We start from the raw sequence: 23,728 nt of genomic DNA on the forward strand, positions 1-23,728 counted from the left end.
GGCCCCCGGCCCCCCGGCGCCCCGGGGGGGGGGCGGGGGCGCCGGGCCCGGGGCCCGCCGGCCCAAGGCCGCTGACTGGCTTCGTCAGACGCACTGACCGGAGCGGGGCCCGGTCACCGTGTTACCCGACTGGCGCAGGGTCGGCTGGTTGCCGGCGCAGCTCAGCGGGCCGCTGACCCGGTTGCCGGTGAACGACGGAACGTCGCTGCCGGGCTCCGGGCCGCTGCCGCTGTTGTCGTTGATCCGCGCCGGTCCGGTGATCGTGGTGGCGGCCACGGTCAGGCCGCCGCGGTTGGCCTCGACCGTCAACGGACCGGAGATCGTGTTACCGGCGCAGGCCGACGGGCCGCCAAGCTGGACGTATCCGCTGGTGGCGTGGATCGACACCGGGCCGGAGATCGTCGCTCCGCAGGCGGTGATCGCCAATGCCCCGTCCGCGCTCACCGGACCGGAGATCGTGGCACCGGTGACGAACAGAGCGCCCCCGGCCCGCACGGTGACCGGCCCACTCTGGCGTCCCCCGGTGCCCAGGCACAGCGACTGGCCGGCGGCGACCGTCAACGGACCGCTACGCGCCCCGGTCAGGCAGGACTGGCCGAACGCCACGACCGCCCGGCCGTTGCCATGGTTGACGCCACCGGTCAGCGCCACCTCGGTGAGCGACGACGCGGCATACCCGCTGCCCCCGCCGCCGCCGGCGCCGTAGAAGTCACCCGGGTCGCCGCCACCCGATCCGCCGCCACCTCCGCGGTAGCCGCCACCGCCACCACCGCCGCCGTTCCCGCCGCCACCACCGTTACCGCCGGGGCCGCCGCTGCCCGGGTTGGGCTGGCTGTTGGCCGGGTCGATGTCGCCACCGGGGCTGCCGGGGCCGCCCTTCGCCGAGTTCGGGCTGCCGGTTCCGTGCGCGCTCTGGCTGGCGCCGCCACCGGCGAGGCCCGACCCGACCGGACCGCCGCCCTGGCCGCCGTCCTGGCCGACAAGCCCGCCGCCGTCACCACCATGCAGCAGCGGCCCACCGTTACCGGCCCCGCCACCACCGCCGGCCACGAGAATCCGGTCGTCCGCGCCGAAGGCACCGACCCGGACATCCGAGCCACCGCCACCCGCGCCACCACCGCCGTGCGCACCACCGCCGCCGGCGCCGTGACCGGTGCCACCCAGGCGGGCGAACTCACCATGCCGGGAGGTCCCCGGAACACCGGCGGCCCCGGTCGTGATCTGCAGAACCTGCCCAGGCTGGACGGCCACGATGGCATGGCTCTGGCCACCGAGCCCGCCGGGGGCTCCACCGTTGACCGGGTTCGGTTCGACGTAGCCGGCGGCGCTGCCTCCCTCGCCGCCGAACAGGTCGATGGTCACGCTGGTCACGCCGGCCGGCACGGTGAAGGTGTCCGTCCCCGGCTGGCCGTAGCCGCACGCCGGCGCCCCGCCCGAGGTCGTCAGCGCTCCGGTCATCCCGCAGGGGGACGAACTCGGGGCCGGGTCAGCCGCGGCCGCCGGACTGACGACGACGGCCGCCCCCGTGACCGCGGCCAGCACGCCGACCGCGCCGACGACGAGGAGACGTCCCGCTCGGGACCGCCCGCGGACGTCCCCCCGGCTGGACGGCGAAGCAGCCGGCTGGAGAGGCGACGCGGGCGGCCGGACGGGCCGAACTGGTCGAGGGGTCAACGGCGCGGCGCGCCGGGAGTGTCGTGCGGGCATGCGAGTCGACTCTTTCGGGCGGTGGGACGTGCGGACTCTTGGACGTGCGGTGGCTGCCGTCCGGGTCAGACGCCGTCGTCGGCGCACAGCGCCCACACGTCGGTGTAGGTGTTCGGCGAGCTTGCGCCGCCGGTGTGGCTGAAGGCGGTCCAGTACGCGGCGGTGGTCGTCCCGTTGGCGACCGGGCTGCCGGTGGAGCCGCTCGGGAAGCTGCCGTTGAGGTGAGTGCCGCCCGAACCCGGGCCGGTGAAGTCGGTCGTGGTCACGCTGCCGCCGCTGACTGCCGCGCCGCCGCTGATCAGCCGGCCGTCCGAGCCGCCGCAGCCGACGGTGGCGGTCTGCCCGGTGGTGGCCGAGGTCGGGCCGCTCACCTCGGCGAAGCGCACCTTCACCGTCACCCCGCTGACGTTGATGCCGCTGCCGCTGCAGATCGCGTAGGCGTAGGTGGTGTTACCGACGTTGCCGCCACCACCGTTCCAGCCCACCGCGCTCCAGGCGTTCGGGTTGGTCGCACCGTCCGCCGCGGCCCTTGCCCCGTAGCTGTGGCCGGCGTCGTTGAAGGTCGGGAAGCTGGCGATCGGCTTGATGCTGCCGATACTCGCCGGGGTGCTGCGCGCACCGCCGCCGAGCAGCACCGTGTTCGCCGGGCAGACCGCGGTGACCAGGCCGACCGTCGAGGCCGTCGTCGGACCGGCGACCTTGTTCATCACGACCTGCGTGTGGTTGATCAGCGTGCTGGTCAGGCAGGTCGCGTACGGCGTGGTGGAGAACGCGGCGTCGGTCGCCCCACCGGTGCCGCCGATACCGAGCCAGTGGGTGACGTCCGTGCCGACGACACCGGTGGTGCCGGTGTACTCGGAGCTGCCGTCCGAACTCGGCGAGGAGCCCATCACATGGTTGCCGTTCGACGCCGTCCCGGTACCGATCGCCTGGTCGACCCCGCCCCCGGCGACCAGGCCGCTGGCGCAGTCCGCGTGGGTGGAGATCTCGGCGAAGGTCGCGCTGGGACCGCTGGTCGCTCCGGGCGTCCGGACGGTGAGGCCCACCGAGTTGGCGTGTGCCGTGCCGGGAACGGTCACCGCCAGGGCGGCCCCCAGCAGCGTCGCCACGCCGGCCATGCCGGCCGCGCGGACAGTGCCGCGGACCATGGGACGGACGGCGGGCGGGGTTGTGGACCTGACGGGAAAACGGGCATAACCGGGCAACCGTGGCATGTTCAGGTCTCCTTCGGTCGATTCTCGCGAGTGTTCATGCTGGGACGTTCCGGGGTGCGCACAGGTGTCCGGCAGCGCCGAATCACCGATTGGAGTCAGGTGGCAGCTCCGTTGCGGCACACTCGACGGAAACGCATAGCCAAAAGCGCCGGGCACCATCGCGGGCCCGTCGCGTAGTCGGCGTCACCTCGGGTCGCAGGCCGCGGAGATCCCCGCCGCGAGGCACGCAGATGCGGACTCTAGCAGCTGCAACGCCCGCACCTACGGAGTTTCACTCCACCTGCCCCGGCATTTGCGCTCAGTGCCCGACTGAACACCGCCCCGCGATGCTTCGCACCGCACCGCTCGGCCGGGCCAGCTACCGCTGTTCACCGTGGAACACGGCCAAAGCCGGTCGACCACGCGACGGAAAACCGAAGAAGGGAATCCTCATGTGACGCGCACGACCAGGGATCGAGCACACCAGCAACCACGGAATTAAAGTTAGGCGAAGTAAAGAACCCGGACGACGGGGTTTACCTAATCGGGAAACCAGGGCCGGCAGCCACATCCGACTCCGCACCAGCAGATCAGTGCGCCGAGAGCCGCCCCTGCCGCGCCCGTGGCGCGGGGTCCGTCTCCGCCGCGGCAGCCGGCGGGATGAGCTCAGGGGTCAGGATGGCCGCGAGCAGGCCCGGGAAGCGGGCTTCGAGGTCGTCGTGACGGATGGTGACGATGCGGCGGCGACCGTCCGCCGTCGTCGTGGTGAGGCCGGCCTCGCGCAGAACGCGGTAGTGGTGGGAGATCGTCGGCGGGGTCACCTCGATGCCGGCGGCGATGGTGGCACAGTCGATCGGATCGCTGTGGGCATAGATCGAGCGCATCAGCGTGAGGCGGACCGGATCGGCCAGTGCGGCCAGCACCGTGACCAGGTTGATCGAGTCACGGCCTGGCTGCGGGAGCTGACGTGCCATCACCGGCCTCCTCTCCGGCCCTGTGATCACGAAGGGCCACCCCGGGATTTCAACACTTTGACAACCATCGAATTAAACCCTACCGCCGCGCGCGGACACCACGCCACGCCTGGGCCTGGGCCTGGGTCACATCGATGTTCCCATGGCACAAACATGTGCCTTCTTCCGCCCGCCCCGAGGGGCGGCCATCATCACCATCGATCACGGTAATGCTGGTCGCCCCATCGAGGAGTTCCCGTTCATGACCGAATCGGCCCCGCAGGCACAACAACGGCCCGGCGGTCGGGCGCGACGCTGGCTACCACTGGCCGTGTTGTGCCTGGGGCAGATGATGATTGTCATCGACCAGAACATCGTGAATGTGGCGCTGCCCGTTCTGCAACGGAGCCTGCATTTCTCGGCCACCAGCCTGGTCTGGGTGGTCAACGCCTATGTCATCCCGTTTGGCGGGCTGCTGCTGTTCGCCGGGCGACTCGGTGATCTCATCGGCCGCAGGGGCGTCTTCGTCGCCGGTGTCGCGCTGTTCGGCGCCACCTCCCTGCTGTGTGGCCTCGCCACCTCCGGGACCGCCCTGATCGTCTTCCGGTTCGGGCAGGGGATCGGTGGCGCGGTGGCGTCGGCCTGCATCCTGGGCATGGTCACGGCGATGTTCACCGAGCCCCGGGAGCAGGCGCAGGGAATCGCCGCCTACAGCTTCGCCTCCGCCGGTGGCGGCACGGTGGGCACGCTCACCGGCGGCGTACTGACCGACCTGGCCAGCTGGCACTGGATCTTTCTGGTGAACGTGCCGATCGGGGCCGTGGTCGTGGTCGGCGCGCTGCGCACCGTCGAGCGCGACAGCGGCCCGGGCCTGGCCCGGGGCGTCGATCTGCCGGGTGCGCTGCTGGTCACCGCCGGGTTGATGCTGGCCGTCCACACGATCGTCCACGCGGATCAGGTCGGCTGGGGGTCCGCCGCCACCCTGGTTCTCGGCCCGCTGGCGGTCGTCCTGCTGGTCGCCTTCGTCCTTCGTGAGGCGACCGTGGCGCGGCCACTGCTGCCGCTGGGGATTTTCCGGTCCCGTTCGGTGTCCGCGGCCAATGCGGTGCAGTTCCTGCTGATCGCCGGCCTGTTCGGTCTGCTTTATTTCGGCACCCTGTATCTGCAGCGTGTGCTCGGCTACAGCCCGCTGCAGGCCGGACTGGCGTATGTCCCGATCGCGGTGACGATCGCGGTGGTCTCGCTCGGCCTGGCCGCCCGACTGACCATGTCGATCGGCCCCCGCGTCATGCTGATCGGTGGACTCACACTTGTCGTGCTGGGTTTCGTCGGCCTTTCGTTCGCCCGCGCCGACGGCACCTACGTCGTCGACTTCCTGCCGGCATCCGTCCTGCTGGGTTGGGGTGCCGGTCTGGCCATGCCCGCGGCCATGGGGCTGGGTATGTCGGCGGTGGCACCCCGCGACGCCGGTATCGCCTCGGGCCTGTTCAACACCAGCCAGCAGATCGGCGGTGCGCTCGGACTGACCGTCCTGAACGCTTTCGTCAGCACACGGACCACCAGCCTGGTCGCCTCGGGTTCGACGCCGCGGGCCGCCCAGCTCGGCGGCTACCATCTCGCCTTCCTGCTGGCGGCGGCCTTCGCCTTCGCCGCGCTGGTCGTGGCCGCCCTCGTCCTTCGGCCACGGACCGACACTCACCCCGCGTCGGCGGCAGCGCCCCGGCCGGACGGTGCGAGGGCCGAGCGGGCGGCACCCGGGGAGCACCTCGCCGATGCCTGACCCGACGGCCCAGCCGGATGGCATCGTAGGGCTGGTCGACGGGAGTGCCATGCCTGATCTGCCCGATCAGCCCACCAGCAGCGAGCATGCCAGCGACCTCATCGCGCGGGCCTGTCCGGTCACCGAGGTGATCGACCGGGTCGCCGGCAAGTGGAGCATCCTGATCATCATCGCGGTGGCCGACGCACCTGCACGCTTCACCGAACTCGAGCGGGCCATCGACGGGATCAGCCGGCGGATGCTCACGCTGACCCTGCGCAACCTCGAACGGGACGGGCTGCTCACCCGCACGGTCTACGCCACCGTCCCGCCGAAGGTCGACTACCGACTCACGGAGATGGCCCGCGAACTGCTCGTGGCCCTGCAGACCCTCACCGCCTGGGCCGAGCGGCACCGCGGCGACATCACCGCCGCCCGCCTCGACTATGACGCGACCCTCGCCTCCGGCATCCTGCACCCATAGCCACCCTCGCCCTCGTGTCACAGCCTTCGCCGCCAGCACCCCCACGCGCCCGAGCGTCCACGACACGCGAGGTCAGCCAGGCCGACGTCGATTGCGCTGGACGTGACATCCCGACCTAGAGTAAATCCCTATATCATGTCAAACTAGGACAAAAGGAATGCCGGTGTGCATACAAACGCTCGAAGCACCGCGTCCGACATCACCCCCACCACCACGGGCGACCTCCAAGCGAACCGTGCACCGCGCTTCCGCGACCGCCTCGACCACGGAACATCAACCCATCGTGGACTCCCAGCCGAAATGGACAGGCGGCGCCACAAGTAGGCTTGGAGGTACACGGCAGGCATCTGGATGTCACCTTCGAGGCATGCCAAATGGGTGTAATCGCTGATATTTGAGCAGACACCCATCACTGGCGCCTGGGGGCGAACGGCCTGTAACGGCCAGATAACACAAAGATGAATGAATTGCCCGATCGCCGAACGAGTGACGCCGAGCGCAGTCACGAACCACCAATCGGATGAGCTCTGGGCGTCGGGCCGTGGGCCAGCGGTGGCAGCGACCACAGGCAACAACCTACTCAACGACGCCCTGTCGTCTAGGATGACGACCTGACCGCACGCTGACAGTCAGATTCGTCAAGATCTGACGAGAAGGAGCGACTGGTAGCGTCGATCGACGACGTTGGGGTAGCCATGCTGATCCGCTTTCAGGTGACAAACTTCCGATCGATCCTCAGCCCAGCCGAGCTATCGATGATCGCAATCGACGAGGGGCGTGAAGGCGCGCGTCGCGTGGCACTCCTCGGCGAGAGCCTGGTCACCGTGGCGGCGATTTTCGGACCCAACGCATCGGGGAAGTCCAATGTCATCGCCGCCTTCGCCTGGCTCCGAGATGCCGTGCAGCACTCGCTCCGGCAGTGGGAAACCGAGATTCCGGTTGATCCCCACGCCTTCGGTAACGGCCCAGATTCCCCGACGGAATTTGTTGTCGATTACCTGATCGGCGGCGTCCGCTTCGAGTACGTGCTAAGACTCGATCGGACGGCAGTGCACTACGAGGCACTGTTCCACTACCCCGAAAAAAAGCGCCGGAGAATATTTGAGCGCGAGGCTCTGGAGCTCAAGCTGCAACGCGGCCTCGGCGGCCTCTCCGGCACCCGGGAGCTACTCACCGATTCGACGCTCGCCCTCTCCGTGGCGGCTCGTTTCAGGGAGCCGCTGGTCAGCGACTTTGTTCGGGCACTGACCCGCGCGCAGACGTTCGGCATGCCCCGCCGTTCCAGGCCCACCACACGGGGCGGACGGAGCCTCTCGGCCTCCCGGGCATCGATCCGATGGTTCGACAATCAGTCGGCTACGTCGCAGCCGGGTCTCTTCGACGATACGGACCTACCGACCCCGGACCGAGAACTGGCCCTGGCCCTGCTTAGAATGGCGGACATGGGCATAGTCGACGTTCTCATCGACGATGAGGAGGTGCCAAGACCTGGTGATCCAGGCTCCACGCGGGTACTCCGCGGCGTTCGCCTCGTCCACGACGCGGACGAGGAGCACGTCCCGCTTGAGTTCATCGCCGAGTCCCACGGCACCCAGATCTGGTTCGATCTGATCGGCCCGGTCCTGGTAGCCCTCCAGGCAGGTGGGCTGCTCCTGTTCGACGAGCTGGACGCGAGCCTCCACCCGGCGCTGTCCGCGCAGCTGATCAGACTGTTTCACGACCGCGCCACGAATCCGAGGGGCGCCCAGCTGGTCTTCGCGGCCCACAACACCAGTCTCCTGAATCATCTGAACCGGGATGAGGTCTGGCTTACCGAGAAGAACAGGGCCGGAGCCACCCGGCTGGGTGCCCTCGCCGACTTCGCCGGCGAGCGGGTGCGGCGGTCCCAGAACCTCGAGTCGGCCTACCTGCATGGCAGGTTCGGCGCCGTCCCGGACATCAACCAGGCTGACCTCATCTACTCCCTGCGACGCATCGGCTAGTCTCGGTGCCGTCCAGGAGGTCGAGCTCCAGACCACTCAGGCGAAGAGCACAGGTGCGCCCCCTGAAGAAGACGTATGTTATTTTCTGCGAGGGCAGGTACTCCGAGCCGGATTACATCAGTGGCATCAAACAGCTGCCACACGTGGCCGCAAACTCTGCGATCAGCATTGAGATCGACTCAGAGCGGGGAGTGCCGCTGAAGCTCGTACAGCGGGCAATCGAGCGCAGCCACGAGCAGGATATTGATGAATGCTGGTGCGTCTTCGACGTCGAATGGCCGGAGAATCATCCGAACCTGATCCAGGCAATAACACTCGCGCAACAACACGGAATCAAGGTCGCGGTTTCCAACCCCAGTTTCGAGCTCTGGCTTTCCCTTCATTTCGAAGACTCCACGCGCTTCGTGAGCACCGAGAACGCGGAGCGTCGAAGCAAGCAACTTGACGGCCGTTCCGGCAAGCGGATCGATGCGTCCATCTATATGCCGCGACGAGCGGCTGCCGTTGCCCGGGCCCGCGCCCTCGACGTGCGTCACGCGCGCAACGAAGTTTCCTTCCCCAGGAACAATCCTTCATCATCCATGGCTGACCTGCTCGAAGCAATAGATCGACAGCCGCCGGCGCGTGGGGGCTCGACTCGTGCGCCGGCGCCGATCAGCTGATGCGCGGTGACATGGTGAGGGACGGGCTGAACGCCGTCCGGCGAGGCGAGGCGTCGCCGGGTCAGGGAAGGGCATAGCTGCTTTCCGCCGCGGGCAGTGAGTTCGCCCGCAGGCGGGTGGCGTCGCGGCCGGGTGGGGCGCCGAACAGCCTGCGGTACTCGCGGTTGAACTGGGTGGGGCTGTCGTAGCCGACCTGATGACCAACCGCGGCGACATCCCCCGCGGCGGTGAGCAGCAGAGTACGGGCCTGTTGCAGCCGAAGGCGTTTCTGGAACTGCAGCGGGCTGAGCGCGGTGACCGCGCGGAAACGGCGGTGGAAGGCGGACGGGCTCATCCCGGCGAGGCGGGCGAGATCGGCGATGCGCAGCGGTTCCGCGTAGTGCGCACGAATCCAGCGGATGGCGCGGCTGACCTGAGCGAGTACGCTGTCGGCAAGGCTCACCTGGCGGATCGTCGGGCCGTGCGGGCCGGTGAGCAGCCGCCAGTGGATCTCCCGTTCGAGTAGCGGCGCGAGGACCGGTGCGTCCGCCGGATGGTCAAGCAGCCGAAGCAGACGGACCGCCGCGTCCAGCAGGTCGGTGCTGGCCTCACTCGTCGCCAGCGCCGACACCGGCGCCGCTGCCGGCGAAGTCGTCGCCGTGACACGTTCCGCGCCTGGCGCGTGGAGCAGCAGTGGCGCAAGGACCGCGGGCCGCAGCACAACGCCCAGGGCGAGCGCGGGCGTACCCGCTGAGGCGTCCAGGAAATGGCCGGCCACGGGGACGTCGGCGGACACGACCAGGCACTGGCCGGTTCGGTACTCGTGCACCTCGTCGCCGAGCATCAGCCGCTTGCCGCCCTGGGCCATGACCACAAGCAGCGGCTCGGCCACCGAGTAGTCCGGTGCCACGCTCGTCACCCGGGACAGCAGCAGTCCGGGCACGGGGGTGCGCAGGTCCGGGCGGGCATGCCGGGCGATGAGCTCGCGCAGCTCCGCCAGCGCGGCGTCGGACGTCGGCGGGGACGGCTGCGGTCGCATCATCATGACGGTGCCATCCCGCCACGTCCACTGGCAAGTCCGATCGGAGCATAGTCGACAGGATCGGGCAAGAGGATGCATGGATTGGTCTACCGTCCGCCGGGCGGGGCGGGCTTCGATGGACGAGCACGGCAGACGCCAGCCACGACCCGGATGGAGCAGTCGACCATGGCTCTTGATCACTATGTCACCCTGGGACGATCGGGTCTTCGAGTGAGCCCGTTCGCGCTCGGTGCGATGACCTTCGGCGAGGATCCGGGCGGCGCCGGGTGCAGCGTCGAGGAGTCCGAACGCATCCTGACCGCCTACCTGGAGCGCGGCGGGAACTTCGTCGACACCGCCAACTTCTATACGAACGGGCATTCCGAGCGGATACTCGGCGACTACTTCGCGGCCCGGCCCGGGCACCGCGACCGGGTGGTGCTCGCCTCGAAGTTCTTCACCAACATGTTTCCCGGCGACCCCAACGCAGGGGGCGCCGGACGCCGCGCGATCCTCGCGCAGCTACACGAGACGCTGCGCCGCCTGCGCACCGACCATCTCGACCTGTACTGGCTGCACAACTGGGATCGCAACACCCCGATCGAGGAGACGATGCGCACCCTCGACGATCTGGTCCGCGCCGGCAAGGTCCGCTACCTCGGCTTCTCGAACACTCCGGCATGGCTGACCGCCCAGGCCCAGACGACGGCCCTGCTGCGCGGATGGACACCGTTGGTCGCGCTGCAGGTCGAGTACTCACTGCTGGCGCGCACCGTCGAGGGTGAGCTCGCGCCGTTCGCCCGCGACCAGGGTCTGGCGCTCGTTCCGTGGAGCCCACTGAAGAACGGTTTTCTCTCCGGCAAGTACCGCCGCGCCGCCACCTCCCCCGCGGCCTCCGACTCCTCCGCGGCCTCCGACTCCCCCGCTGTGGGCATCGACTCGGCGCGCACCGCCTACGTCGGGCTGCCCACCCCCGCGCAGCGTCCGGTGATCGACGCCGTGGCGCAGGTCGCGGACGAGTGTGGCACGTCGTCCGCCGCGGTGGCGCTGGCCTGGTTGCACGCCCGGACGGGGGCGGTCGTGCCGATCATCGGCGCCCGGCGCGTCGCGCAGCTCACCGACAACCTGGCCAGCCTCACCCTCACCCTGGACGCGGACCAGCTTCGCCGACTCGACGAGATCTCCGCCCCCGTCCTCGGCTACCCCGCCGCGATGCACGGTGCGCTGCGCGCGATGCTGCAGTTCGCCGGCACCACCGTGGACGGCGAACCGTCCACCGTCTACCCGCCGCTGCTGGCGAACTCCGTCCGCTACTAGCGTGGTCCGTGATGGCTCGGCGCGCTCAGAAGCCGAGGTCGCGACCGATGATCTCTTTCATGATCTCGTTGGAGCCGGCCCAGATGCGGGTGACCCGGCCGTCCATCCATGCCTGGGCCGCGCGGTACTCGGTCATGTAGCCGTAGCCGCCGTGCAGCTGCACGCAGGCGTCGAGCACCTCGTTCTGCACCTGCGACGACCACCATTTCGCCTTGGCGGCGTCGACCGCGGACAGGGCGCCCTCGCTGTGCGCGGCGACGCAGGCGTCGATGAACGCCTGGGCGACGTCGAGCTGGGTGACCAGTTCGGCGAGCAGGAACTTGTTGTGCTGGAAGCTGCCGATCGGGGCGCCGAACGCGCGCCGCTCACGGGCGTAGGTGATGGTCTCGGCGAGGATCGCGTCGGCGTGGGCGAGGTTGGTGACCGCACAGCTGATCCGTTCCTGCGGGAGGCGTTCCATCATCGCCACGAAGCCGCGGTCGACCTCGCCGAGCACCGCGTCGGCGCCGACCCGAAGGTCGGTGAAGAACAGTTCGGCGGTGTCGGCCTCGTGCTGGCCGACCTTGTCGAGTTTGCGGCCGCGGGTGAAGCCCGCCATGCCCTCCTCGACGGCGAACAGGGTGATGCCACGGGCGGGCTTGGCATCGGGGTTGGTCCGGGCTGCGATGATGACGAGTTCCGCCGAGGAACCGTTGGTGATGAACGTCTTCGACCCGTTGATGATCCAGTCGGGTCCGTCACGCACCGCGGTGGTGCGCAGCGCCGCCAGGTCCGATCCGCCGGACGCCTCGGTCATCCCGATCGCGGTGACGATCTCGCCCGCGCAGAACCCGGGCAGCCAGCGTTCGCGCTGCTCCGGCGTGGTGAGTTCGACCAGATACGGCGCGACGATGTCGGTGTGCAGGCTGAACGAGGTGGCCACGCCCAGGCTCGCCTTCGCCAGCTCCTCGAGCCAGACGGCGTTGAACCGGTAGTCGCCGACACCGCTGCCGCCAAGCTCCTCGGGGATGCCGACGCCGAGGAAGCCGGCCTCGCCGGCCTCCCGCCAGGCGGCGCGGTCGATGAGCCGCTGGGTGAGGTAGGTCGGCAGCCCCGGCTCGATGGTCCGCTCGACGAAGGCCCGCACCGACGCGCGGAACAGCTCATGGTCGGCGTCGAACAACGTCCGCTGCACCCGGACCTCCCCTGCACACCAGCACTGTCACGCGCTGTAAGGGTACTGCCCGGGCTGCGGACTCGCTACGGTCGATCTGACGACGGCATGGCAGACGACAGCGCAGGAGGCAGTGACCCATGCGGTATCGCAAGCTCGCCCGGACCGGTGTCGAGGTCAGCACCCAGTGCCTGGGCGCGATGATGTTCGGCCCGATCGGCAACGACGACCAGGACGAGGCCGTCCGCATCATCCACCGGGCGCTCGACGCCGGGATCAACTTCATCGACACCGCCGACGTCTACTCCCAGGGCGTCAGCGAGGAAATCGTCGGCCGGGCCCTGCAGGGTCGCCGGGACGACGTCGTGCTCGCCACGAAGTTCTTCAACCCGATGGGAGACGAGCGCAACCGCCGCGGCGGCTCGCGGCGCTGGATCATCCGCGCCGTCGAGGACAGTCTGCGCCGCCTCGACACCGACCACATCGATCTCTACCAGATCCACCGGCACGACTGGGACGTCGATCTGGAGGAGACCCTCGGCGCCCTGACCGACCTGGTGCGCGCCGGCAAGGTGCGTTACCTCGGATCGTCGACGTTCCCGGCGGACTGGATCATCGAGGCGCAGTGGGCGGCACGGCGACGCGGCAGCGAACGGTTCGTCTGCGAGCAACCGCAGTACTCCATCTTCGCCCGCAGGATCGAGGAGGCGGTGCTGCCGGCGGCGCTGCGCCACGACGTGGGTGTGATCCCCTGGAGCCCGCTGGCCGGCGGCTGGTTGACCGGCAAGTACCGCCGCGGCCAGGACATCCCGGGCGGTTCGCGCTACGGCAAGGACGGCCCGTTCGCCCAGCGCCGGGCCGATGCCGACCTCAACGACGACCCGAGCACCCCCGTCCGCTATGACGCGGTGGAGTCGCTGGTCACCATCGCCGAGCAGGCCGGTCTTTCGCTGACCCACCTGGCGTTGGCGTTCGTCGACGCGCATCCGGCGATCACTGCGGCCATCATCGGTCCGAAGACGATGGCCCAGCTCGAGGACCTCCTCGGCGCCGCCGACGTCGTCCTGGACGCGGCGACCCTGGACGCGATCGACAAGGTCGTCCCGCCGGGCACCGACATCAGCGGTGTGAACCACTTCGACCGCAGCCCCGCCCTCGACCCCGCCCGCCGCCGCCGCTGACCCATCCGTCCACCCGGCCCTGCTCCTGCCGCGCGGTCATGCGGTGAACTCGATCTCCGCCTCGGTCTGGTAGCCGGTGGCGAGATCGATCGCCTGCACCCGGATCACCGTCTCACCGAAGATCGTCCTGACGTCGATGGCGCGTTCCCGGGCGGCGTACCGGCGTGTTCCGGCGTCCGGCAGATAGATGGTCACGAAGCCGACCTGGCTCACCCGGTCATCGTCGACATAGCGCGGATCGTCCCCGTCCGAGGCGAAGAACGACAGCCTCATCTGGGTCTGGTCGCCCTCGCGGGGATAGACCCGTGAGGTTTTCTCGCTCCCCACCGGAATGATCTCGCCGCGTCGGACCAGGACGCGGAACCGCCCCTTGCACAGGGCCTTGCCCTCCGCGTTGAGATACAACCGCTCAGGGGGATCAAGGGCGGAATCGAACGCGTCCAGCAGGCCGAAGCCGTACGTCCGCGCGGCCACGCGGGAACGGATGCGGGCTGGATTGTTGCCGTACTGCACGGCGCCGAACAGGACGGCGTTCTCCGGTCGCGGTGGCACGAACAGCCGGGCCCGGCCCTCGACCACCGCCGCGAGCCGGTGCTGCAGATACCGCGAGTTGGCGAAGCCCCCGACGAGGTAGACCGCCGTCGGCGGGTCCGGCTCACCCGGTCCGCGCGTGTGGGCCTGCTCGGAGATCCGACTCAGCTGCTCGTCCACCAGGTCGCAGATCGGGTCGACCGACGTGTCGAGCAGGGCCCGGGTTCTGGCCGCGGACAGCAGGATCGCCTCGTTCTCCCCGTTCTGCGCGGCGGCGAGCCGCGTGCGCGCCGACCCGGGCAGCGCCTTCCACAGCCGCATGGACAGCTCGATGCGCACCGGTGTGCGCTGCGCGAGGTCGAAGACGTCGCGGGCCTTCTCCCAGGCCCGCATCAGTTCGTTGACGGCCTTCGGTTCCGCCTCCACCAGGCGCAGCAGCGTGGTGCGCCCCAGCCGCTCGGCCAGCACGGAGACGGTGAACTGTCGGGTGATCCGGTTCGCGCCGGACGTGTCGCCGCTGGCCACGCCGATCTGGTCGAAGGTGCCGTCGGCCCGCACCACCAGCGGAACGAGGTCGGTGGTACCGCCGCCGCAGTCGACGATGACGAACCGGGAACCCGGCCGGTGCCGGGGTGCACCCAGCCCGGCGACCTGGGCCGGGCCGTCCGAACCGACCGGGCCGACCGGGCCGACCGGGCCGAAGCCGCCAGCGCGGGCCTCACTGGCCATGCAGTACAGCGCGGCCACCTCCGGTTCGAGCACGATCGACAACCGGTGGGCATCGGCGGGGAAGCCCGCCGCCGCGGCGGTCCGGCGCATGACCTGCCGGTCGAAGTCACTCCAGATCGCGGGCACGCTGAGATACCAGGTGATCGGCAGGTCGCCGTACCCTGCCCGCTGGATGTGCTGACGGGCGACGATGTAGAGCTCGTGCAGGTAGGCGGCGATGAGGTGTTCGGTCGACCGACCGGTCTCGTTGCGACCACCCTCGGCCTGGCTCGGGCTGCTCCCCTGCCCACTGCCAGCACGCCCGCCCAGGCCGCCACCCGGCCCCACACCCGGTGCCATGCCCGGATCGGCGGCGCCCGGACCGTCACCGGAGGCCAGCCGCATCTTGAAGTCGACGGCGAAGCCGCCGGCCCGCTCGCCCCCGTCGGTGTAGCGGTTGAGCGCCTCGTAGCCCCAGGCCAGGGTCTCTCCCCGGCCGTCCAGCAGAATCGCGCTACGGTTCTTGGGATATCCGGAATCGGCACCCGGCCACTGGTCGTTGCAGTTGATGTCATGGCTCGGGATATACCCGCCGGCCAGATTCGTCAACGCCCACGCATACCCGGAGCCGAAAGTGCCGAAATCAACGGCGGCGACAATCGACGGCGCTGCTCCGTGCACCTACATCCCCATTCTGCGAAGAATTTCCTGTTCCAGGATGAGCTCACGTTCCGTGTGTGCTGGCGGTTCACCACTGTGGCCGGCCGACGGCTCGTCCAGCCCGGCGCCCAGCACCGCACCGCCGTTGAGCACCCGGACGAGGTCGGCCGCGGACGGCCGCATCGTCGGCGACTTGTGCAGGGCACGCTCGACCACATCCCGCAGCGGCGCTTCGAGCCCGCGCAGGTCCGGAGCCTGACCGAGCGTGCGGTACCGGCGCTGCTCGTAGTCGCCGTCACCGAACGTCGGTCGACCGGTACCGGCGAAGGCGACGGTGGCTCCCCAGGCGAAGATGTCGACCTTCGCCGTCGCGGGTCTGGAGTCCAGGATCTCGGGGGCGATGTACCCGAGGGTGCCGACGAAGGTCGAGTTCCGGTCCGGTTCGTGGGGGCTGTCCGCGACCCGGGCCACGCCGAAGTCGATGACACGGGGGCCCATCGACGACAGGATGACGTTCTCCGGTTTGAGGTCACGGTGGATCAGCCCGACCTGGTGCATCGCCTGCAGCGCAGTGGCCAGCACGAAGGCGAGCTGGTCGAGTTCGGAGCCGACGATCGGCTGGCCGTGGCGAATCCGATCACGTAGCGTCTGACCCTTGACGTACTCGGTCACCAGGTAGGGCGAACCGCCGTCGATGTTGAAGTCGAGTACCTGGGCGGTGTGCTGGCGGGCGATGCGCCGCGCATTGGCCGCCTCCTCGCGAAAACGCCGTAGGTACTCGGCGTTGGCGGCGAGATCATCTTTGATCATCTTGATGGCCACCGGCCGGCCCACCGGATCACGCCCGAGATAGACCCGGCCCATGCCGCCCTGGCCGAGCAGACCGTCGACCCGGTACGGCCCGATCCGCCGCGGATCCTTCGGGCCAAGCCCGTACCCGCCGCCACTCATGCCGGCCTCGTACTGACACCGACACCAACAACGGCGCCGACAGCGGCTTCGGCCCGGAGACCGGGAAACGCACCGACCCGTGCGCCGAGCCTGGCCGGAGCCGGCGAGCTCGCTGATCCGGCGAAGCTCCGCCAACGGTATGCCAGCGGGTATGGAGACGTTCGGCACTGGTGGAACACGGGCCCCCCGATCCGTGTCCGAAACGCGGAAGAACAGCAGTTTTCTCGGGAACTATAGCATCCTCGCGCATCGACCCAGGAATGCCGGCGGAGGCTTATGGAACCAGCCGCGAGACCGGGAACCGGCCGGAACGAGCCGCCACCCGTGGGAAGCCGGCGGAATCCACCGGGAAGCCGCCGGCCCACGTCCGACACGTGCGGGCGTGGGGCGTGACGTGCGGGCGTGGGGCGTCCCCTGACAGCGAGCTGTCAGGGGATCATCTGCCGCTGGCAGCGGGACGCGGCGCGCGATCGTCAAAAACTGTCGGTGGTGGCGGGCATGCTGGCGGGCATGACGGTTCGAGACGAACACACGATCCCCGCGATCGTCGCTGACGGCCTGGTCAAGCGGTATGGCGAGACCACGGCGCTGGCCGGAGTCGATCTGGAGGTGCCGGCCGGCACTGTCTTCGGCCTGCTGGGGCCGAACGGCGCGGGCAAGACGACGGCGGTGCGGGTGCTCGCCACCCTGATCAGCCCGGATGCCGGCACCGCGCTCATCGGCGGGTACGACGTGCGCCACGACAGCCACCGGGTGCGCCGGCTGATCGGGCTGACCGGGCAGTACGCGTCGGTCGACGAGATGCTCACCGGCTCCGAGAACCTCCTGATGATCGGCCGGCTGCTCGGGCTGTCCCGCCCGCAGGCCAGGCAGCGGGCCCGTGAGCTGCTCGCCGAGTTCCGGCTGTCCGACTCGGCCGACCGGCCGGCGAAGACCTACTCCGGCGGGATGCGCCGGCGCCTCGACCTGGCCGCGAGCCTGGTCGGGCGGCCCCGGCTGCTCTTCCTCGACGAGCCGACCACGGGGCTCGATCCGCGCAGCCGCAACGAGATGTGGGAGGTGGTGCGCGACCTCGTCGGCGTGCACGGGGTCACGGTGCTGCTGACCACGCAGTATCTGGAGGAGGCCGATCAGCTCGCCGACGACATCGCGGTGTTCGACCACGGCCGGATCATCGCCCAGGGCTCACCGGAGGAGCTCAAGCGGCAGACCGGTGCACAGACCCTGGCGGTGCGCCCGGCCACAGAGACCGATCTGGCGCTGGTCGTGTCCACCGTCGCCGCCGTGGTCGGCGCCGACCCGGAGGTCACCGGCACCCTGGTCAGCGCCCGGGTCACCGATCCGGCCGCACTGCCCGCGGTGGTACGCCGCCTCGATGACGCCGGTGTCACCGTCGGTGAGATCACTCTGCGCAGTTCCAGTCTGGACGAGGTCTTCCTCGCCCTCACCGGTCATCCCGCCGACGAGGAGGCCGCCGCGAACGGTGGCCACCCCGCGGCGGCCACCGGGGGCCCGTCCGAGGACGACGCCCACTCGAGCACCCACGACGATGACGACCCCGCCGCGCGGATTCCCGCGGCGACCAGGAGCTGACCGCCATGTCCACGCTGACCGCCGCGCTGCCCGAGTCGTCCACCCACCGGGAGGTCTGGCCCGATCCCGGCCCGGCCCGGGTCAGCCCGTTGGAGACGCTGCGCCACGTGCGCACGCTGGCCTGGCGCAACCTCGTCCAGGTCAAGCACAATCCGATGGAGCTGATCGACTTCAGCGTCCAGCCGCTGATGTTCCTGCTGCTGTTCACCTACGTGTTCGGTGGTGCGATCGCCGGGTCGACCAGCGACTACCTGACGTTCGCGCTGCCCGGCCTGATCGTCCAGAACACGCTGTTCACCACGCTGAACACCGGCACCGGTCTGAACACAGACCTCACCAAGGGCGTGTTCGACCGGTTGCGGTCTTTGCCTATCGCGCGGTCGGCGCCGCTGGCCGGCCGTATCCTCGCCGACCTCGCCAAGCAGGTGTGGGCCATCGGCATCCTGCTCGGCCTCGGCTACATCCTGGGCTTCCGGATCGAGACCGGGCCGCTGCAGGCCGTGGCCGCGGTCGGGCTGGTGGTGCTGTTCGCGCTGTGCGCGTCGTGGATCGCGGTGCTGGTCGGGATGCTGGTCTCCGAGCCGGAGAAGGTGATGGTCTTCGGCTTCACGCTGATCTTCCCGCTCACGTTCGTCAGCAACGTGTTCGTCCAGACCAGCACGATGCCCGGCTGGTTGCAGGCGGTCGTCAAGGTCAACCCGGTGACGTCGCTGGCCGACGCGACCCGCGGGCTGTTCGTCGGCGGCCCGGTGCTGAATCCCACCTGGCATGTGCTGGTGTGGGGCGTGGTTCTGGTCTCGGTGTTCGCGCCGCTGGCGGTGCGCGCGTTCCGACGGCGGGTCTGACGGCCGGCAACGGTGGTGGCCGGGGCATCGGACGCCCGGTCGACGCCTAAGATCGACACCGGTACCGCCGGTGCCGTAACGATCACGGGAGGGAGTCCGCGTGATGAACGGTTCCGATCTGCTGGCCGACGCGTTCGGGCGCGTGCGCGACGAGGTTCGCGATGCCGTCGCCGGGCTGAGCGGTCTGACCCTCGGCGTTCGCGTCGACGGCTCGGCGAACTCGATCGCCTGGCTGATCTGGCATCTCACCCGGGTGCAGGACGACCACATCGCCGAGGTCGCCGCTCTCGACCAGGTCTGGACGGCCCAGGGTTTCGCCGACCGGTTCGGTCTGGAGCTCGACACCGCCTCCATCGGCTACGGGCACACGTCCGCGCAGGTGGACGCGGTCCAGGTCGATGATCCCGATCTGCTCGTGGCCTACCACGAGGCCGTCCACGACCAGACCGTCGCCTACCTCGCCACCCTCACCGAGTCCGACTTCGACCGGATCGTCGACCGGCGCTGGGAACCGCCGGTCACCCTCGGCGTCCGCCTGATCAGTGTCGTCGCGGACGACCTTCAGCACGTCGGCCAGGCCGCCCTGCTGCGCGGCGTCCTCGAACGCCGGGGAGCCTGAGCCCACCATGGCCCGCCGCTACGTCACCCGTGACGGTCGGCCCGTCGACCTGGACCTCTGCGAACCCGCCGCCGTACTGCACCGCGCCTACGTCGCCCCGCTGACCGTCGAGACCATCATGCGTGACGCCGGCATCGCCCATCCCCCGCCCATTCCCCCCTGGCCCGCGGTCACCGCCGACGGAGACGTCGAACTCGCCGATCATGCTGAGGACGGAAACCATCCGGACAATCCGGATGCCTCCGACCAGTAGGTCGGATCGTCGGTGGGATCGAGGTGTGGGGGTCAGAGCTGGCGAAGGTCAGAGCTGGCGAAGGTCAGAGCTGGCGAAGGTCAGAGCTGGCGAAGGTCAGAGCTGGCGGGAGTCAGGGGTTGGGGGTGCGCCAGAGGGTGCGCAGCTCGGCGTCCCAGTCGACGGAGTCACTCTCGCGGCCGCTGGGAACCTGGGCCTCGATCTCGGCGAGGAAACGGGTGACCACGGAGCGGGGCAGCTCCAGGTCGGCCCGTCCGGACGGGCTGGACAGCGAGACGGTCACCACCGCGCGTCCGTGCGAACGGTTCGGACGAATCCGCACGTCACCGGTGCCGGCGCGGCTCTGGGTGCCGTCCGCGAGCAGGGAACGCGCGAAGATCCAGGTGATCGACTCGCGGGCGGGGCGCAGGATGAGCTCGACCGCGAACGGGTCGGCCGGGTCGTAGCGCAGGGTACCCGCGACGGCCGCTCGGGCCCCATCTTCCGTCACGAAATCGGCACAGAGGTCGCGCACCACGACATGCGCGGGCGTCGAGCTGTGACGGAGCATTCGCTGCCTCCCAACACGATCGGAACCGACCCTGTCAGCATCGCTGCCGTGACGGCTTCGTCGCACTCCCCGTGGGACCCGAGTCCACAGGCGGAACAACCCTCCGGCCACGGGCCGGTCGGCCACGCGAGCGTGCCGCGGCGGCGTCCGGCGCAGGTCGCAGGTGCGGACGTGGTGGGATGCGGGTGGCTCAGGCCCAGGTGTACAGGTCGCGGGTGAGGTAGGGACCGAGGTTGGTGGCCTCCGGCGGGGTGCTCTCCCGAGCCACCCCGACGATCGCGCCGTTGGGCCGTACCCGACCCAGCTGATCATCGAGTTCGTGGTGCTGGCCGGTCTCGGGACGCTGCTCGCTCGCCCGCCACTCGCCGGACGCGCCCACCGTGGTCAGCGGGAGGGCGCCGCCGCTGGGGACAGCCCGGCCGCCCCGAAGCACGATCACCTGGCGGAGCACCTCGGAGATCATGCGCTCCACATCGGCGGACGGGCCAGGACCGGTCGCGGGATCACCGGTGAGGCTGCCGGCGGCCGGAACACCCGAGGTGACCGAGGCGGCCGGGACGTCCGGAAGAGGGATGGTGAGGGTGGCGCGCAGGAGCCAGCGTGGCCCGTCGAACCCGAGCACCCGGACGAGCCGGCGTTCGCCGCCGGTGCCGGCGAGAAGGCGCAGTTCGGGGCCGCAGGGGCCGGCCGTCTCCTGGACCGGGCCGGCCGCGGCGTCGGCGGGCAGGCCGGCGATGGCGAGGATGGCCCGCGAAGAGATGCTCAGCCGCGCGCGCAGGGCGCCCCACAGCGGATGCGACCGGGGTGCGGCGAACGCGGCGAGGACGAGTTCGATCTGGCCGAGCCCGACGACCGCGACGGTCTCACGCTCACCGCGGGCGGTGCGCCGACCGGACACGCCGACCGTCGAACCGGGCCGCACCGGGACGACGAGCGAGCCGAGATCGACCCGCGGCCATCCGTCGTTCGGGGCCTCGGCGAGGTCGTAGGGGCCGGTCGGGGTGCCGAGCCCGAAGCCGGACCCGTGCTCGGGTTCGGGCCTCTCCGGGCGTGGCTGCGCGTGGGAGGTACGTGCCCGCCGAGATGATGCCCATCTACCTGGCCGCATGCGCGTGCACCCCCTCGCCGTCCGCACTCCCATGGTGCGGGTTCGCGGCCCCCCTGTCGACCACCGCGTCGGATCGGTGACAGTGGACCGGTGGATGTTCGGGGTCGGGGGCACCTCCGCCGGGTACCCGCCGATCGGACAGCGGGTAGGTTCGGGTGAGTGAGCGGAGTTCGACCCCACCTGCCGGGGCACGCGATCATCCAGGCGGTGACGGAGCCAACCGTCACCGCGACGGCACCGCTGAGCGACATCACCGACTGGGCCCGGGGTAGCGGCCTCGAGATCGTCATGCTGCTGACCGGGGCAGTGCTGCTCACCCGACTGGCCACCTGGATCGGCAACCAGGTCACCAGCCGGATCGACGTGCAGTCCACCCAGGACCAGATGGTGCGCACCGAGGCGGCCAAGCATCGCCACGCCGTCGCCCAGGTGATCACCTGGGTGGCGCTGGTCCTCGTCTACAGTCTGACGGCGGTGCTCGTCCTGCAACGGTTCGGCGTGCCGGTGACCGGTTTCGTCGCGCCCGCGACGATCGTGGGTGTGGCCCTGGGCCTGGGCGCGCAGCGCGTCGTGCAGGACATGCTCGCCGGGTTCTTCCTGATCGCCGAGCGACAGTACGGCTTCGGCGATCTGGTTCGGCTCTACGTCTCCGGTGGCCCGGGGACGGGCTCCCTGGGCACCGTCGAGGAGGTCACGCTGCGCATCACCCGGCTGCGGACGTCCAGCGGTGAGGTCGTCACCACGCCGAACGGGCAGATCGTCCAGGTGATCAACCTGTCCCGGGACTGGGCCCGCACCGTGATCGACGTCCCGATCCCCGCGACGGCGGACGTCACCACCGTCAGTGACCTGCTCAACCGGGTCGGCGTCGAGGCCTACACCGACGAGGTGCTCCACGACCTGTTGCTGGACGCCCCGTCCGTGATGGGCGTGGAAAGCCTGGACCTCGACGAGTACCGCATCCGCGTCGTCGCCCGTACCCAGCCCGGCCGCCAGTTCGAAGTCGGACGGACCCTGCGGGCCCGCATCTCCACCGCCCTCAAACGGGAGGGCATCACCGTCTCCGCGGACCTCGACACGGCCGCGCCCTCCGCCACGTGAGGATGCCATCGTGACCCCGCCCGCCGGCGAACGCGTGATCCGCTTCGCCCAGTCGATCCACATGCGACGCTCGACCGCCGCACTGATCGTCTTCCTCCTCGCCACCGTCGCCGCCTACCTGGTGGCCCGCCCGATCCCGACTCATGTCGCGCAGGCCCGCGCGGTCGCCAGCACGACCACCGCCACCGACGAGGGCACGACGACGACCACCACCACGACCACCCGCACCATCACCCGGGCGACCGCCTCCCCCACCACGGCCGCCCCCACCCCCGATCCGTCCGCGACCCCGACGCCGACCGTGGCCCCCACCCCGACCGACCTCACGCCGAGCCCGTCCACCGATGGTGGCCTGTTCGGCTCCGTCGGCGCGAGCCCCACCGCCACCGCTGGTACCGGTTCGTTCTCGAGTTCCGGCGTGGTGGCACCGGGCTTCACCACCAGCACCCCCTGACGCCCCACCCGCGATCATCACCGCAATCCGGTAAGCGCCTGTTTATCCGCAAACCGGTCGGTCGCGGCACTGTCATCGAATCCTGCCAGGCGTGGGTGCGGAAACGAGGCCCCGAATCCTTCGTCAGGCTTCGACAGGATCGTTCGGGCGCCGATCTCCTCGGTGATGTGGCTGTTCGGACGAAACAAGTGACTGATTCGACGATCAGATGGACCCATCCGATCGGGATATTGTCAAGCTGACGGGGTACACGAAGGTCATGACGACGCCGCCCCCCAGCCATCCGTCCACGGGCGGCGCACCGCAACCGGCGCCTGGCCAGACGAGCGGCTTCCCCGTGAACACCCGCCCGCAGCCAGGCTTCCCGCCGACCGGCGCACCGCCCGCCGCCACGTCCTATCCCGCCCCCTCAGGCCCCGGGCCTGCCGCGCCCGGACCCGCGGGTCCCGGCCCCGCGGGCAACAGGTTCGGAGGCACCGGCCCGGGCCCTGGTGATGTCGACCAGGGCCGTGGTTCCAGGAATTCGCGCGGCGGTACTGGAGGTTCGCCCGCACGGCCGGATATTCCGCATACCCGCACCAGTCGGGCGTGGACGAGCCTGGTACTGTTCTCAGTCGTTCTGATCATTCTGCTGATATTTATTCTGCAGAATCTGGACGATGTGAAGGTGTCGTTCCTTGGCCTGAGCGGCACACTGCCGCTCGCCGTGGCCATGCTGTTCTCCGCGGTCGCTGGTGCGCTGCTGGTCGCCATCCCCGGTGTCGGTCGGATGATTCAGCTTCGTCGGACCGTCCGGCGCGTGGCGGCGAACCCGCCTACCGGACCGAACCAGGTCGGACCGAACCCGACCGGCCCGAACCAGACTGGTCCGAACCCGGCTGGCGGGATGCCCGCCGGCCCGGCCCCGGAAAGCCGGCGTTCCGGTGTCACCACGAAGCTCAGGCATCGACGCTGATCTCGCGTG

General features: G+C 69.9%; 22 protein-coding genes. 13 read left to right on the top strand and 9 right to left on the bottom strand.

What is annotated here, in order from left to right; all coding sequences use genetic code 11:
• Positions 1–84: 84 nt before the first annotated feature.
• From MXD59_RS26460 to MXD59_RS13915, 3 genes are all read right to left on the bottom strand, one after another.
• The gene (locus tag MXD59_RS26460) at positions 85–1,707 is read right to left on the bottom strand and encodes a hypothetical protein (protein ID WP_283096867.1); all 1,623 of its coding nucleotides are present in this window, start codon (positions 1,705–1,707) and stop codon (positions 85–87) included.
• Positions 1,708–1,772: 65 nt separating this feature from the next.
• Positions 1,773–2,921, bottom strand: coding sequence for a hypothetical protein (locus tag MXD59_RS13910; RefSeq protein WP_248825175.1), 1,149 nt, complete (start codon positions 2,919–2,921; stop codon positions 1,773–1,775).
• A 569-nt stretch (positions 2,922–3,490) separates the two neighbouring features.
• Positions 3,491–3,874, bottom strand: a complete 384-nt coding sequence (locus tag MXD59_RS13915) for an ArsR/SmtB family transcription factor (RefSeq protein WP_248825176.1) — start codon at positions 3,872–3,874, stop codon at positions 3,491–3,493.
• A 241-nt stretch (positions 3,875–4,115) separates the two neighbouring features.
• On the opposite strand from MXD59_RS13915, the gene MXD59_RS13920 reads away from it, so the two are divergent.
• The 4 genes from MXD59_RS13920 to MXD59_RS13935 all read left to right on the top strand — a co-directional run bounded on the left by MXD59_RS13920 (position 4,116) and on the right by MXD59_RS13935 (position 8,740).
• Positions 4,116–5,633, top strand: a complete 1,518-nt coding sequence (locus MXD59_RS13920) for an MFS transporter (RefSeq protein WP_248825178.1) — start codon at positions 4,116–4,118, stop codon at positions 5,631–5,633.
• A 49-nt stretch (positions 5,634–5,682) separates the two neighbouring features.
• The gene (locus MXD59_RS13925; RefSeq protein WP_248825179.1) at positions 5,683–6,096 is read left to right on the top strand and encodes a winged helix-turn-helix transcriptional regulator; all 414 of its coding nucleotides are present in this window, start codon (positions 5,683–5,685) and stop codon (positions 6,094–6,096) included.
• Positions 6,097–6,851: 755 nt separating this feature from the next.
• Positions 6,852–8,078, top strand: a complete 1,227-nt coding sequence (locus MXD59_RS13930; RefSeq protein WP_248825180.1) for an AAA family ATPase — start codon at positions 6,852–6,854, stop codon at positions 8,076–8,078.
• 53 nt (positions 8,079–8,131) lie between these two features.
• Positions 8,132–8,740 (top strand): RloB family protein, encoded by a 609-nt coding sequence (locus MXD59_RS13935; protein ID WP_248825181.1) that lies wholly within the window; start codon positions 8,132–8,134, stop codon positions 8,738–8,740.
• A gap of 61 nt (positions 8,741–8,801) precedes the next feature.
• Here the strand turns inward: MXD59_RS13935 and MXD59_RS13940 are convergent, their stop codons facing one another.
• Positions 8,802–9,764 (bottom strand): AraC family transcriptional regulator, encoded by a 963-nt coding sequence (locus MXD59_RS13940; protein ID WP_248825182.1) that lies wholly within the window; start codon positions 9,762–9,764, stop codon positions 8,802–8,804.
• A gap of 162 nt (positions 9,765–9,926) precedes the next feature.
• On the opposite strand from MXD59_RS13940, the gene MXD59_RS13945 reads away from it, so the two are divergent.
• Positions 9,927–11,057 carry an aldo/keto reductase gene (locus MXD59_RS13945; RefSeq protein ID WP_248825183.1) on the top strand — a complete coding sequence of 377 codons (1,131 nt, stop codon included), beginning with the start codon at positions 9,927–9,929 and terminating at the stop codon, positions 11,055–11,057.
• Between the two features lie 25 nt (positions 11,058–11,082).
• Here the strand turns inward: MXD59_RS13945 and MXD59_RS13950 are convergent, their stop codons facing one another.
• Entirely contained in the window at positions 11,083–12,231 is a 1,149-nt protein-coding gene (locus MXD59_RS13950; protein WP_248825184.1) for an acyl-CoA dehydrogenase family protein, read from the bottom strand.
• Positions 12,232–12,350: 119 nt separating this feature from the next.
• On the opposite strand from MXD59_RS13950, the gene MXD59_RS13955 reads away from it, so the two are divergent.
• Positions 12,351–13,391, top strand: a complete 1,041-nt coding sequence (locus tag MXD59_RS13955) for an aldo/keto reductase (RefSeq protein ID WP_248825185.1) — start codon at positions 12,351–12,353, stop codon at positions 13,389–13,391.
• Positions 13,392–13,427: 36 nt separating this feature from the next.
• On the opposite strand, the gene MXD59_RS13960 is transcribed toward MXD59_RS13955, so the two are convergent.
• Together MXD59_RS13960 and MXD59_RS13965 are read right to left on the bottom strand one after the other, a co-directional pair.
• Positions 13,428–15,311: an acetate and sugar kinases/Hsc70/actin family protein gene (locus MXD59_RS13960; RefSeq protein WP_248825186.1), complete on the bottom strand. Its 1,884-nt coding sequence runs from the start codon at positions 15,309–15,311 to the stop codon at positions 13,428–13,430.
• On the bottom strand, positions 15,312–16,241 hold the full coding sequence (locus tag MXD59_RS13965; RefSeq protein ID WP_248825187.1) for a serine/threonine-protein kinase: 930 nt from the start codon (positions 16,239–16,241) through the stop codon (positions 15,312–15,314).
• Positions 16,242–16,751: 510 nt separating this feature from the next.
• On the opposite strand from MXD59_RS13965, the gene MXD59_RS13970 reads away from it, so the two are divergent.
• The 4 genes from MXD59_RS13970 (at position 16,752) to MXD59_RS13985 (ending at position 19,551) form a co-directional block, all read left to right on the top strand.
• On the top strand, positions 16,752–17,834 hold the full coding sequence (locus tag MXD59_RS13970) for an ATP-binding cassette domain-containing protein (RefSeq protein WP_225438583.1): 1,083 nt from the start codon (positions 16,752–16,754) through the stop codon (positions 17,832–17,834).
• Between the two features lie 5 nt (positions 17,835–17,839).
• Positions 17,840–18,679, top strand: coding sequence for an ABC transporter permease (locus MXD59_RS13975; RefSeq protein ID WP_248825188.1), 840 nt, complete (start codon positions 17,840–17,842; stop codon positions 18,677–18,679).
• 103 nt (positions 18,680–18,782) lie between these two features.
• Complete coding sequence (locus tag MXD59_RS13980) at positions 18,783–19,298, top strand: mycothiol transferase (RefSeq protein WP_248825189.1); 516 nt, start codon at positions 18,783–18,785, stop codon at positions 19,296–19,298.
• 7 nt (positions 19,299–19,305) lie between these two features.
• Positions 19,306–19,551 (top strand): hypothetical protein, encoded by a 246-nt coding sequence (locus MXD59_RS13985; RefSeq protein ID WP_248825190.1) that lies wholly within the window; start codon positions 19,306–19,308, stop codon positions 19,549–19,551.
• 112 nt (positions 19,552–19,663) lie between these two features.
• On the opposite strand, the gene MXD59_RS13990 is transcribed toward MXD59_RS13985, so the two are convergent.
• A complete protein-coding gene (locus tag MXD59_RS13990; protein WP_248816069.1) occupies positions 19,664–20,101 on the bottom strand; it encodes an SsgA family sporulation/cell division regulator in 438 nt (145 codons plus the stop codon).
• A 190-nt stretch (positions 20,102–20,291) separates the two neighbouring features.
• The gene (locus MXD59_RS13995) at positions 20,292–21,209 is read right to left on the bottom strand and encodes a DUF3710 domain-containing protein (protein WP_248825191.1); all 918 of its coding nucleotides are present in this window, start codon (positions 21,207–21,209) and stop codon (positions 20,292–20,294) included.
• 207 nt (positions 21,210–21,416) lie between these two features.
• On the opposite strand from MXD59_RS13995, the gene MXD59_RS14000 reads away from it, so the two are divergent.
• From MXD59_RS14000 to MXD59_RS26465, 3 genes are all read left to right on the top strand, one after another.
• On the top strand, positions 21,417–22,310 hold the full coding sequence (locus tag MXD59_RS14000) for a mechanosensitive ion channel family protein (RefSeq protein WP_248816067.1): 894 nt from the start codon (positions 21,417–21,419) through the stop codon (positions 22,308–22,310).
• A gap of 10 nt (positions 22,311–22,320) precedes the next feature.
• Positions 22,321–22,764 carry a hypothetical protein gene (locus MXD59_RS14005; protein WP_248825192.1) on the top strand — a complete coding sequence of 148 codons (444 nt, stop codon included), beginning with the start codon at positions 22,321–22,323 and terminating at the stop codon, positions 22,762–22,764.
• Positions 22,765–23,023: 259 nt separating this feature from the next.
• Positions 23,024–23,719, top strand: a complete 696-nt coding sequence (locus MXD59_RS26465; RefSeq protein ID WP_283096868.1) for a LapA family protein — start codon at positions 23,024–23,026, stop codon at positions 23,717–23,719.
• Positions 23,720–23,728 lie beyond the last annotated feature (9 nt).

The organism is Frankia umida, assembly GCF_023242945.1.
Lineage (GTDB): Bacteria > Actinomycetota > Actinomycetes > Frankiales > Frankiaceae > Frankia > Frankia umida.